General features: G+C 69.7%; 9 protein-coding genes and 2 pseudogenes. 5 read left to right on the top strand and 6 right to left on the bottom strand.

Going from position 1 to position 11,866, the window contains the following annotated elements; all coding sequences use genetic code 11:
- Positions 1–7: 7 nt before the first annotated feature.
- Complete coding sequence (locus tag Vgi01_RS13470; RefSeq protein WP_102656455.1) at positions 8–391, bottom strand: YybH family protein; 384 nt, start codon at positions 389–391, stop codon at positions 8–10.
- Between the two features lie 306 nt (positions 392–697).
- Here Vgi01_RS13470 and Vgi01_RS13465 point away from each other — a divergent pair, with 306 nt between their 5' ends.
- Entirely contained in the window at positions 698–1,978 is a 1,281-nt protein-coding gene (locus tag Vgi01_RS13465; RefSeq protein ID WP_204291226.1) for a hypothetical protein, read from the top strand.
- 170 nt (positions 1,979–2,148) lie between these two features.
- Here Vgi01_RS13465 and Vgi01_RS13460 read toward each other — a convergent pair whose 3' ends face one another.
- Entirely contained in the window at positions 2,149–3,537 is a 1,389-nt protein-coding gene (locus tag Vgi01_RS13460) for an endo-1,4-beta-xylanase (protein ID WP_204291225.1), read from the bottom strand.
- Positions 3,538–4,261: 724 nt separating this feature from the next.
- On the opposite strand from Vgi01_RS13460, the gene Vgi01_RS13455 reads away from it, so the two are divergent.
- The 3 genes from Vgi01_RS13455 to Vgi01_RS31135 are packed head-to-tail and all read left to right on the top strand — an operon-like array spanning position 4,262 to position 7,760.
- A complete protein-coding gene (locus Vgi01_RS13455) occupies positions 4,262–4,867 on the top strand; it encodes a DUF4956 domain-containing protein (protein WP_102656458.1) in 606 nt (201 codons plus the stop codon).
- Positions 4,864–5,688 (top strand): polyphosphate polymerase domain-containing protein, encoded by an 825-nt coding sequence (locus Vgi01_RS13450; RefSeq protein ID WP_102656459.1) that lies wholly within the window; start codon positions 4,864–4,866, stop codon positions 5,686–5,688. Before Vgi01_RS13455 ends, Vgi01_RS13450 begins: the two co-directional genes overlap by 4 nt.
- The gene (locus Vgi01_RS31135; RefSeq protein ID WP_204291224.1) at positions 5,679–7,760 is read left to right on the top strand and encodes a CotH kinase family protein; all 2,082 of its coding nucleotides are present in this window, start codon (positions 5,679–5,681) and stop codon (positions 7,758–7,760) included. The genes Vgi01_RS13450 and Vgi01_RS31135 overlap by 10 nt, the downstream gene beginning before the upstream one ends.
- Positions 7,761–7,848: 88 nt before the next feature.
- On the opposite strand, the gene Vgi01_RS30635 is transcribed toward Vgi01_RS31135, so the two are convergent.
- The 4 genes and pseudogenes from Vgi01_RS30635 to Vgi01_RS30620 form a co-directional block, all read right to left on the bottom strand.
- The gene (locus tag Vgi01_RS30635; protein ID WP_275409914.1) at positions 7,849–8,292 is read right to left on the bottom strand and encodes an arsenate reductase ArsC; all 444 of its coding nucleotides are present in this window, start codon (positions 8,290–8,292) and stop codon (positions 7,849–7,851) included.
- 84 nt (positions 8,293–8,376) lie between these two features.
- Positions 8,377–9,378 (bottom strand): annotated as a pseudogene (gene arsB / locus Vgi01_RS30630) (ACR3 family arsenite efflux transporter); the annotation flags it as partial.
- Positions 9,379–9,401: 23 nt separating this feature from the next.
- Complete coding sequence (locus Vgi01_RS30625; protein WP_275409913.1) at positions 9,402–9,680, bottom strand: ArsR/SmtB family transcription factor; 279 nt, start codon at positions 9,678–9,680, stop codon at positions 9,402–9,404.
- Between the two features lie 81 nt (positions 9,681–9,761).
- Positions 9,762–10,106, bottom strand: a pseudogene (locus tag Vgi01_RS30620) (ArsR/SmtB family transcription factor); the annotation flags it as partial.
- A gap of 351 nt (positions 10,107–10,457) precedes the next feature.
- Here Vgi01_RS30620 and Vgi01_RS13430 point away from each other — a divergent pair.
- A complete protein-coding gene (locus tag Vgi01_RS13430; RefSeq protein WP_204291260.1) occupies positions 10,458–11,777 on the top strand; it encodes an NAD(P)-binding domain-containing protein in 1,320 nt (439 codons plus the stop codon).
- Positions 11,778–11,866 lie beyond the last annotated feature (89 nt).

Here is an 11,866-nt window from a genome sequence, read left to right as displayed (position 1 = left end):
TGCGGCGTCAGCTGTCGGTGGCGGTCGACTGCGCCGGCCAGAAGGGCCATTCCTCGAAGGAGGCGCATCGCCCGTCCGCAGCGAACCGCATGATCCACAGATCGCGGTACTCCTGGTCGACGGGATCGCCGTAGCGGACCTCCAGCCGCGCCACCGCGGTGTCACCCTCGACCGCGACCACCTCGCTGGTCATCTGGAACGCCTCGTCCGGACCGTCCCGCTCGGCTTCCCACATCCGGGCTATCGCCGGCAGACCGACCACCGGCTCCCGGTACGGCCCCTGCCGGTAGCTCGCCTGCTCGGTGAAGATCGTGGCGAGCGCCTCCGTGCCCGGCGTCCGCCAGGCCTGCTCGTAGGCCGCGATCCAGCCGGTCACCTGTTCCCTGTCCATGGGTGTCAGCTTGCCATTCGACCGAGTGCGCACCGGTGGCGTTCTACGGCCACGGCCCAGTTGACGGCGACCGATTCCAGGGGCTCGGCCACCGGCCGGCCATATGCGATCATCACTGCCATGGGAGGACGCCGCGACCGGCTGGACCCGGCTGAGCGACGGCTCCAGTCAGCGTTTTTCCGAGGTGAGGAACTTGACCTCAAGGATGCCGTAGTTCGCGCCGATGTCGTCGCCGATCTTGTGACGCGTGCGGTCGACCGGGCCGCATCCCCCCGGGCAGCGTTACGGCTGCGTAACGCCAGGATCGTGGGCCGCCTTGACGTCCGGCAGGCCGATGTCGGCGTACCGGTGTTCCTCGTCGGTGTGACGATCACCGACGTTCTGGACCTCACCAACGCCTGCACCGCAGGCATCACCCTGATCGAATGCGTGCTGCCGGGCTTTCATGCCCGGCTCTTGGAAGTCCGTGGTGACCTCAACCTGACCAGATGCCGCATCACCGGCCCTGCCGACCTGCGCGATGCGCGAATCGGTGGGTCCCTGACGCTCGACAGCGCCACGTTGGGCGATTCAGGGACGCCGGACGACGCGCTTGCCGCTGCGCGGATGACCGTGAGCGGCGATCTCAGCGGCAGGTCCGGATTCGTCGCGTACGGCAGAGTCTGGCTCTCTGCCGCGACCATCGGCGGTGACGTGCTGTTCACCGGCGCCACCGTGCATAGTTCGCGCGGACCGGCCATCGACGCCAATCGTCTGACCATCGCCGGCAGCTTCTCCGCCCGGTACGGATTCACTGCCGAAGGCGGCATCATCCTGGTCCACGCGCAGATCGGCAACCAACTGAACTTCACCGAGGCGCGGATCAGCACCACGGGTATCTGGGCGTTGCACCTCGGCGGCGCCCGGGTTGCGACTCTCTGGCTGACCTTCGCAGCCCCGCCAGTCGGCCGGGTACGTCTCAGCGGCCTCCAGGCCGACTCGATCTTCGACAATCCGGCGACCTGGCCGGCAGAACTCGACCTGGTCGGATGCAGCTACCGGCTGCTGCTCGCACGCTCGCCCGCGCCCCGTGGGTCGCCGTTGCCACCGCAGTCGGTCACTGTCGGGCAGCGTCTGGACTGGCTGCGCCGCAGCCCCGACGGCTACGCACCGCAGCCTTACGAGCAACTGGCCGCCCACTATCGGCAGAACGGCCAGGACCAGGAAGCCCGACGGGTGCTCCTGGAGAAACAGCGCCAACGTAGGGCAACCCTGAACCGTCCGAAGCGGATCTTCGGGTACCTTCTCGACGGTGTTGTCGGCTACGGCTACCGGCCCTGGCTCGCCGGTGTCTGGCTCACCGCATTCTGGGCTCTCGGAACGCTGACGTTCACGGTCCAGCCATCGACTCCCCGCTCCGACGCGGCACCTGAGCGCAACCCGGCACTACAGTCACTCGATCTCCTCCTGCCGATCATCAACCTCGGGCACGACGGGGCATGGCGCGCCGCCGGTGCCAGCCAGTACATCTCGGCGCTGCTCGTGCTCGTCGGGTGGATGCTCACCACCGCAGTCGTTGCCGGACTCACCCGTCTGCTCAACCGATGACCTCGCGTGCGTGTCAGTCGCGTAGCGCTGGTTGATCGACGCCGTTTCGGCGTAATGGCGGTGTCAGGTGGGGTGGATGGCCGCCGTATCGCCGAAAAGGCGACGAGCACGCGACGAGCCGTCGGCCGTGCGGGAGAACCCGCACGGCCGACGGCCGGTGGTGGTGTGAATCAGCCAGCGGTGCAGGACACGATCTGCGGTCGGGCCCCGGAGTTGCCGTTCATCATGGTGGTGAAGCCGAACGTGTTGCCGCTGCCGTTGGAGCGCATCGTCATCACGTTGCCGCTGCCGTCCCAGGTGGGGTTGCCGCTCCAGGTGGCGGAGATCCGCTGCGGCGGGGTGATGTTGACGACCACCGACCAGGTGTTGGCGCCGCTGACGTTCACCGAGGTGTTGTAGCGGTCGCCCCAGACCTGACCGGGCGAGATCGTCGCGGTGCAGCCGCCGGGGTTGGTGGGCGGCGGGGTGGTGCCGGGCGGCGGAGTGGTGCCGGGCGGCGGGGTGGTCGGGTCGCCGCCGCCGGGCGCGGCGCTGTTCAGCGCGTTGAGCACGGCGTTGTAGGCGGCCTTCTTGTTGCCACCACCGTCGAACAGCAGCGGGCTCTCGTTGGAGCGCCACGAGTCGGAGTCACGGATGCCCCAGACGGTGATGCCCTTGCAGCGCGGGACGGCGAGGCAGTCGTTCACCGTGTTGCGGTAGGCGTCGCTCGGCGCGTTGCGGATGTCCAGCTCGGTGATGTGCACGTCGACGCCGAGGGCGGCGAAGCTGGACAGCGTGGTGCGGTAGTTGCTCGGGTAGTTCGAGCCACCGGTGAAGTGCGACTGGAGGCCGACGCAGTCGATCGGGACGCCGCGCTGCTTGAAGTCCCGGACCATCCGGTAGACGGCCTGGGTCTTCGCGTCGTTCCAGTTGTCGATGTTGTAGTCGTTGTAACACAGCTGCGCGTTCGGGTCGGCGGTGCGCGCGGCGCGGAAGGCCGCCTCGATCCAGTCGCTGCCGGTGCGCTCCAGGTTGGAGTTACGGCGAGCGCCGCTCGATCCGTCCTCGAACGCCTCGTTCACCACGTCCCACCAGGCGATCTGGCCACGGTAGTGGGTGGCGACCTGGGTCACGTGGTTGAGCATGGCGTTACGCAACTGCTGGCCGGACATGTTGCGCATCCAGTCCGGCTGCTGCGAGTGCCAGGCCAGGGTGTGGCCCCGGACCTGCATGTTGCGGCTGCGGGCGTGCTGGACGAGCCGGTCGCCGTTGCCCCAGTTGAACTGCCCCTGCTGCGGCTGGAGCGCGTCGATCTTCATTTCGTTCTCGGCGGTGACCTGGTTGAACTCGCGGTTCAGGATGTTCGTGTACGCCGAGTCGTTGAGCCGGTTCACCGCGACCGCGGTGCCGAAGTAACGTCCGCTCTGCGCTGCCGCGGCACCGAGGGTGGTCTCGGCGGCGCTGGCGTTGCCGGGCAGCACCACAGCGCCGGCCGCTGCCATCAGACCCGCGGCAGTCAGCGCCAGGGCCGCCCGCAGCCGCCTCGGCCGTCCGGGTGCTCGGGAGGAATCCTTGCTCATCTGATGCTCCTTCCGGGTCCGGTGGCCCGAGGGTGGGCAGCATGAATCCGGACTCGCGGGATAGGGACGATGCCCGCGATTCCCTGACAAAGGGATCGCATCGGCCTTACTGGTCGGAAGTATTTCAGCGTGGTTTCACGCTCGTCAATGAGTTCCGGAACTTTTTCGGAAGTTTCGATGCTGCCGACACCGCACGGAAACGCTTGATCACGAGGCTGGCGACGCCCGAAGAACCAGGTGGTGCCCGCTCAGCGCCACGATCAGCCGGATGCGGCGGCGGAGTGCAGACAGGGGGCCGCCGGTCGCGTCGGCCGGCGAGCGCGCCGACCGTACAGCCGAAGATCCGGAAGGCACGGGTGATCGTTTCCGACCTTCAGGACTTGAGCGACACCGACAGCGCCGCCGACCGGTCGAGCAGCGCGGCCAACTGATCGAGCACCACGACCCGTACGCATGGTCACCGAAGCCCCTTCCGGGACACCCGGAGGCAATCGACCTCGGCGAATGGCGATCGCCCGGCCCGACCGCCGGCGAGGGCGAGCCGTCGCATTGGCGACCATGTGATCAGCATTGACCGGTTTCGATGCGTAGGTTTACTATTCCGAAATCGTTCCCGCAAGTTGACCGGAAGTTCCGGCTGTGTTCGGCCGCTCGTCGCTCGCGTGTGGCACGCCGCGCGGACGGTGCCAGGCCGGCGCGGCAGCGACCCAGGAGGACGGAGAAGATGCCGCAGCTCGTCCTGTTCGCGATCGACATCTGCGCGGTGGTGTTGCTCGTCTTCGGGCTCTACTTTCCACGCCACCGTCGCCGCGATCTCGTCGTCGCCTATCTGGGTGTCAACGTCGGTGTTCTCGCCGTGGCCAGCGCACTGAGCGCCAGCAATGTCGGCGCCGGGCTCGGACTGGGACTGGCGCTGTTCGGCGTACTGTCGATCATCCGGCTGCGGTCGACGGAGCTCGACCAGCACGAGGTGGCCTACTACTTCTCCGCGCTGGCCCTGGGCATCCTCGGCGCGCTGAGCACCACCTCGGTCTGGCTCAGTGGCGGACTGATGGCGCTGATCCTCGTGGTGATGTTCCTCGGCGACCATCCGCGGCTGCTGCGCAGCTACCGGCACCAGATCATCGTGCTCGACTCCGCCGTCACCGACCAGGTCGCCCTCGTCGCCCACCTGGAGCAACTGCTCGGCGCCCGGGTGCACACCGCCACCGTGCAACGACTCGACCTGGTCAACGAGACCACCCTGGTCGACGTGCGGTACTCGGTGCGGGGTCGGGGTGGCGCACCGGTGGCGGCGGGCAGGCCGGCGCAGGCGGGAGCGGCTCGATGACCCCGATCACCGCGCCGTGGACCGAACTCGCGCCGGTCGGGCTGACCGAACTCGTCGACCGGGCCGCCCTGCAGACCCGCGTCGACCGCAAGTACGTCGTACCCCTCGACGAACTGCCGGAACTGCTGGCACAGCTGTCCCCGTACGCCCGGGTGCTGGACATCGACGGTGTGCGCGCCTTCCGGTACGAGTCGGTGTACTTCGACACCCCACGGCTGGCCAGCTACCACTGCGCGGCGTACCGGCGACGCCGGCGGTTCAAGGTCCGCACCCGCAGCTACCTGGACTCCGCGCAGTGCTGGCTCGAAGTCAAGATCAGTGGGGCGCGGGGCAGCCTCACCAAGCACCGGCTGCCCTACCGGCCACAGGATCGGGCGACCGTGCAACCCGGTCGCACCTTCGTGCAGGAGGCGCTGGAGCGCGAGGCGGTCTGCCCGACGGTCGACAGCACGCTGGATCCGGTGCTCGTCACCACGTACCGGCGGGCGACCCTGCTGCTGCCCGCCACCGCCAGCCGGGTCACCGTCGACACCGACCTGACCTGGCGGTGCGGCGACCGTACGCTGCGCCTGCCCGACCTCGCCGTGGTCGAGACCAAGACCAGCCGGGCCGCCTCGGTGGCCGACCGGCTGCTGTGGCAGCGGGGCACGCGGCCGGTACGCATCTCCAAGTACGCCACCGGGTTGGCCGCCCTGCGCCCGGAACTGCCGGACTCGCCGTGGCGGCGCACGCTGCGCCGGCATTTCCGCGACAGCACACCCTCGACGGGCACCACACCGTCCACCATCGCTCGATCCGTCCAGGAGGCATCGTGCGTCTGACCGTCCGCAGTACCCGCCTCGTCACCCCGGCACGAGCCGTCGGCATCGTCACCGCTGCCGTGCTCGTCGCCGGACTGCTCCTGCCGGCATCGCCGCCGGCCGGGGCCGAACCCGCCACCGCACCGATCGGCAACAGCCCGGCCGTCGACACCGGCGTCAACGCCGCCGCCGACGACCTGACAGGCGACATCACCTTCTCCGTACCCAGCGGCACCTTCGCCGGCGAGGTCACGGTGTCGCTGGGCACCACCGTCAGCGACGCCCAGATCCGCTACACCACCGACGGTCGGCTGCCCACCGCCGCGTCGACGGTGTACTCCGGCACACCGCTGCGGCTGACCCGGACCACCCAACTGCGCGCCCAGGCCTTCGTCGGACAGACCGCCACCGGCGCGCCCGGCACCGCCATGTACGTCGCCCGCAACACCACCACCGCCCACGACCTGCCGGTGATCCTGATCGACTCGTACGGTGCCGGGCGTCCCCAGCGGGACTACTTCGACGCCGCCACCATGATCTTCGAGCCCGGTGGGGGCACCACCTCGCTGGCCGCCGCGCCCACCGTGGCGACCCGCGCCGGGTTCCGGCTACGCGGGCAGTCGTCGTCGAGCTTCGACAAGACGCCGTACCGGATCGAGTTCTGGGACAACGACGACGATGACGCCGACTATCCGGTGCTGGGCATGCCGGCCGACTCGGACTGGGTGCTGCGCGGCCCGTTCACCGACAAGGCGCTGATCCGGGAGGCGTTCGTCTACGACCTGGGTCGGGAGATGGGCCTGCCCGCGCCCCGGTACGCCTTCGCGGAGTTCTACCTCAACACCGACGCCGGGCCGGTCGGCGCCGACGACTACATGGGCGTCTACATGATCGTGGAGACGATCAAGAACTCGAAGAACCGCCTCGACCTCAAGCAGTTGCGCGCCGACGACCGGACGCTGCCGAGGATCACCGGCGGCTACATCTTCAAGTTCGAGTGGATGGCCGCCGAGGAGCCGACCCTGCCGTGCACCGGTCCCGCCGCCACCTGCTGGAACTACCTGGAGGTCGCCGACCCGTCCCCGCTGCAACCGGAGCAGCGTGACTGGCTGCGCAACCACATCCAGGAATTCCACAACGTGCTGCGGGCACCGAACTTCGCCGACCCGACGACCGGCTATCGCGCGTACATCGACGTGGACTCCTTCATCGACCAGCTCATCGTCAACGAGCTGAGCCGGGAGATGGACTCCTACGTCCGCAGCGCCTACTTCTACAAGGACCGGGACACCAAGATCTTCGCCGGGCCGCTGTGGGACTACGACCTCAGCTTCGGGGTGGGCGGCTACTTCGCCAACGACCAGACCTCCGGCTGGCAGCACCAGCAGGGCCGACAGCCGCTGGCCAACGACTGGTTCACGCAACTGCTGCGCGACCCGGCCTTCGTCAACCAGGTCCGGCTGCGCTGGCAGACGCTGCGCCGCGGCCCGCTGTCCGACGCGGCGTTGCAGTCCCGCCTCAACGCGCTGAGCACGCCGCTGACCAACGCGGCGCAGCGCAACTTCCAACGTTGGCCCAACCTGAGCACCCGGATGATCGGCCCGTTCATCACCCCGACCGCGCCGACCTGGCAGGGACAGGTGCAGTACCTGCGGGACTGGATGCTGCGCCGCGCCGCCTGGCTGGACTCGACCGCCGGGTGGGGTGGCCCCACCACCACTCCCCCGCCGACCACCCCACCGCCGGGACCCACCACCCCACCGCCGGGGCCGACGACCCCGGCGCCGGGCGGTGACGCCTGCACGGCGACGTACGCGGTGACCAATCAGTGGACCGGCGGCTTCCAGGCCGAGGTACGGGTCACCGCCGGCTCGGCCGCGATCGGCAACTGGACGGTGACCTGGACCTTCGCCAACGGGCAGACGATCAGCCAGGCGTGGAACGCGACAGTCACCAGCCAGGGGTCGGCGGTCACCGCCCGCAACGTCAGCTACAACGGCACCCTGGCCGCGGGGGCCAGCACCACGTTCGGCTTCCTCGGCACGTTCGCCGGTACGAACAGCGCTCCGAGCCTGCGCTGCACGACAAGCTGACCGGGGTGATCCGTTCCTGGCACCGGCGCAGCCCGCTCCGGTGCCAGGAACATCCGCTCCATCCTTGATCAGCTCGACCGGGACGGACTCACCCTCGCCTCGCTACGGCAGCCCCACCTGATCCGGTCGTCGGGATGAGGTCGGCGAGCAGTTGCTCGACGCTGGTCTTGATCTCGTCGCGGATCGGCCGCACGGCTTCGACGCCCTTGCCGGCCGGGTCTTCGAGCTTCCAGTCCTCGTAGCGCTTGCCTGGGAAGACGGGGCAGACGTCGCCGCAGCCCATGGTGATGACAACGTCGGAGGCTTCGACGGTGTCGTACTCAAGAAGTTTCGGGGTCTGGTGGGTGATGTCGATGCCGACCTCGCGCATGGCTTCGACGGCGGCGGGGTTGATGGTCTCCGCGGGTGCGGACCCGGCGGAGCGGACCTCGACGGCGTCGCCGGCGAGGTGACGCAGCCAGCCGGCGGCCATCTGGGAGCGGCCGGCGTTGTGCACGCAGACGAACAGGACGCTGGGCTTGTCGTCGGACACGGAGCTTCCTATCGGTGGACTCGTTGACGTAACCGGGTCGGCGGGAAACAGGCGTCGACGCAGGGCGAGGCTGACGTAGACCAGGGCGACAAGCACCGGGACCTCGATGAGCGGGCCGACGACACCAGCGAGGGCCTGGCCGCTGGTGACACCGAACGTACCGATGGCCACGGCGATGGCGAGTTCGAAGTTGTTGCCGGCGGCGGTGAAAGCGAGGGTGGTGGTGCGTGCGTAGTTCAGCCCGATGGCCCGGCCGAGGGCGTAGGAGCCGGCCCACATGACCGCGAAGTAGACCAGCAGCGGCACCGCGATCAGCACGACGTCCCACGGCTGCGAGGTGATGGCGTCGCCCTGCAGAGCGAACAGGATGACGATGGTGAACAGGAGCCCATAGAGGGCGACCGGGCCGATCTTCGGCAGGAGGCGGCGCTCGTACCAGGCGCGGCCCTTGGCGCGTTCGCCGAGACGGCGGGTGAGGTAGCCGGCGAGCAGGGGGATGCCGAGGAAGATCAGCACGTTGACCGCGATGTCCCACCCGGAGACCTGCAACTGCGCGCCGGACAGGTTCAGCCAGTCCGGCAGCACGGACAGGTAGAACCAGCCGAGCAGGCCGAACGCGAGGACCTGGAACACCGAGTTGAGGGCGACGAGGACGGCGGCGGCTTCCCGGTCGCCGCAGGCCAGGTCGTTCCAGATGATGACCATGGCGATGCAGCGGGCAAGACCGACGATGATCAGGCCGGTGCGGTACTCGGCATGCTCGGCGAGGAAGATCCAGGCCAGGGCGAACATGAGAGCCGGGCCGATGATCCAGTTGAGCAGCAGCGAGGACAGCAGCAGTCGGCGATCCCCGGTGACCGAGTCGAGCCGGTCGTAGCGGACCTTGGCCAGCACCGGGTACATCATGATGAGCAGTCCAAGGGCGATCGGCAGCGAGATCCCACCGATCGTGACCGCTTCCAGTGCGGTGTTCAGACCGGGGACGAGCCGGCCGAGCAGCAGGCCGACGGCCATGGCCAGGCCGATCCACAGCGGGAGGAAGCGGTCGAGGCGCGACAGCCGCGCGACGACTGCCGGCGGTACCACGCCGGTCGGGGTGGTCGTCACTGTCAGCAGGCCCGGAAGTTCTCGGAATGGGCGCGGGCCTGCGCGGCGAGGTCGGCCAGGTGCAGCGCCGCACCCTGCAGGACCTCCGGGACGAGTCGGTAGTAGGTGAAGCGCCCGCGTGGCTCGGCGGTCACCACACCGGCCTCGCGCAGCAGCTTGAGGTGTCCGGACACATTGGGCTGCTTGGCCGCGGTGTCCGCGACCAGGTGCGACGTGGTCGCCGGGCCGTCGGCGAGGATCTGCACGATCCGCGCCCGCAACGGATCCGCCAACAACCGCACCACATCAGGATTGGCTGATATCAGTTGCTGCTGATCCGTTTCGGGTCGCACCTGCGGTGGCGCCGGTGCGCCACGGCTCGGCGTGTCGGTGTTGCTGGTCAGCAGGTTGCCGAGCAGGTCAAGGGCCTCCCGGCGGACCCAGTAGTAGACCCAGGTGCCCCGGCGTTCACTGTCGACCAGGCCGGACTCACGCAACACCCGCAGATGGTGCGAGATGGTCGCGCCGGTGACGTCGAAGGCCTCGGTCAGCTCGCAGACGCACACCTCCGTGGTGGAGGCGATCAGCGACAGCAACCGCAGCCTGACCGGGTCGCCCAGCGCCTTGAACAGCGGTGCCAGCTCGCCGGCGACCGGCGGGGCGAGAGGCTGCACGGCCAGCGGCGGGCAGCAGCCGGACGCGGCGTCCAGCACGGGAAGGACCGACATGCGTCTAGCTTGACAGTCGTCTAGCTAGGATGCAAGGTAGGGCACCGGTTCGACAGGAATCGAGCCACTGATCGATTGCAGCTGATCCGCCGCGCCGGAGCCGGTCCTGGCCGGATCACCCGGTCGCCGGACGCAACGCGACGCCTGACGACACGCGTCCGCCCACGTCAACAAGCAGAGGAAGTCGTGATCATGAGCGAGGAGCAGGCCACCGCAGCATGCTGCGGCACCGATGCGGCCGCCGGACAGGCCGACACCGGCTGCGGCCCGGACGAGAATGTCGCGGCGGACGCGACCTGCTGCGACCCGGTCGGCACATCAGCCGCGCCTGATGTCAGCACGACGACTCCGATGGCCGGACGGGTCGACGGGCCGTACCCGGTCGTGGTGATCGGCGCCGGGCCGGTGGGGCTGGCCGCGGCGGCACACCTGCACGAGCGAGGGCTGCCCTTCACGGTGCTGGAAGCCGGGACCTCGGCCGGAGCCGCCGTGACCGAGTGGGGCCACGTGCAGCTGTTCTCGCCGTGGCGGTACAACGTCGACCACGCCGCCCGGCGGCTGCTGGAAGCCGCCGGCTGGGTCGGCCCCGACCCCGACCTGCTGCCCACCGGCGCGGAGCTGGTCGAGGCGTACCTGCGGCCCCTGGCAACGCTGCCGCAGATCGCCAGGCACGTCCGCTACGACGCCCCGGTCGCGGCGATCGGCCGCGTCGGCGTCGACCGGGTGCGGACCGCCGGCCGTGAGCAGGCGCCGTTCGTCGTACGCCTGGCCACCGGCGAGGACGTCCTCGCCGCCGCGGTCGTCGATGCCTCCGGCACCTGGCGCACCCCGAACGTGCTCGGCGCCAACGGACTCCCCGCGCACGGCGAGACCGACCCGCAGACCAGAACGTTCGTCGACCCGGCGCTGCCCGACGTGCTGGGCGTCGACCGTGAGCGCTACGCCGGCCGACACACCGTCGTCGTCGGCGCGGGACACTCTGCCGCGAACACGCTGCTCGCGCTCGCCGAACTGGCGGCACAGCAGCCGGGCACGACCGTCACCTGGGCCACCCGGAGCGGTTCCATCGACCGGGCGATCGGCGGCGGGGACGCCGACGCGCTTCCCGGCCGGGGCGCGCTGGGCACCGGAGTCACACTGCTCGTCGACTCCGGTCGGGTCCGGTTGGTCACCGGCTTCGCGGTGCACGCCGTCACCGCCGTCGACGGGAACATCCAGTTGACCGCCGCCGACGGGCGTACGGTGACCGCGGACCGGATCGTCGCCGCCACCGGTTTCCGACCCGACCACCGCATCGCCGCCGAACTACGCCTCGACCTCGACCCCGTGCTGGGCTGCACCCGGGCCCTCGCCCCACTGATCGACCCGAACGACCACTCCTGTGGCACCGTCCGCCCGCACGGCGTCGACGAACTCACCCAACCCGAACCCGGCTACTTCGCCGTCGGCATGAAGTCCTACGGTCGCGCCCCGACCTTCCTGATGGCCACCGGATACGAGCAGGTCCGCTCCGTCGCCGCGGCCCTGGCCGGGGACTGGGTCGCCGCCCGTGACGTGCAACTCGACCTGCCCGAGACCGGCGTCTGCTCCGCCACCCCGAGCGTGGACCTGCCGCGTTCCGAACTCGGTCTGGTCACCGCCTCCGCCGGGGGCAGCTGCTGCGCGGGGTGACCCCTCGCTCCGCCGCGCCGCCCGAAGTCCTCACCGCCCGAAGTCCTTACCGCCCGAGATCCCCGCCGGCCGGCCCGATGCCGGCGGGG

Source organism: Micromonospora gifhornensis (assembly GCF_016863515.1).
Taxonomy (GTDB): Bacteria; Actinomycetota; Actinomycetes; order Mycobacteriales; family Micromonosporaceae; genus Micromonospora; species Micromonospora gifhornensis.
Note: the sequence above shows the minus strand (reverse complement) of the source record. Positions and strands in the feature narration are given on the sequence as shown.

What these genes read in the sequence shown, in the direction of transcription:
- Vgi01_RS13470 (WP_102656455.1), bottom strand. Translation starts at nt 391, where the DNA reads ATGGACAGGGAACAGGTGACCGGCTGGATCGCGGCCTACGAGCAGGCC.
- Vgi01_RS13460 (WP_204291225.1), bottom strand. Translation starts at nt 3,537, where the DNA reads ATGAGCAAGGATTCCTCCCGAGCACCCGGACGGCCGAGGCGGCTGCGG.
- Vgi01_RS13455 (WP_102656458.1), top strand. Translation starts at nt 4,262, where the DNA reads ATGCCGCAGCTCGTCCTGTTCGCGATCGACATCTGCGCGGTGGTGTTG.
- Vgi01_RS13450 (WP_102656459.1), top strand. Translation starts at nt 4,864, where the DNA reads ATGACCCCGATCACCGCGCCGTGGACCGAACTCGCGCCGGTCGGGCTG.
- Vgi01_RS13430 (WP_204291260.1), top strand. Translation starts at nt 10,458, where the DNA reads ATGGCCGGACGGGTCGACGGGCCGTACCCGGTCGTGGTGATCGGCGCC.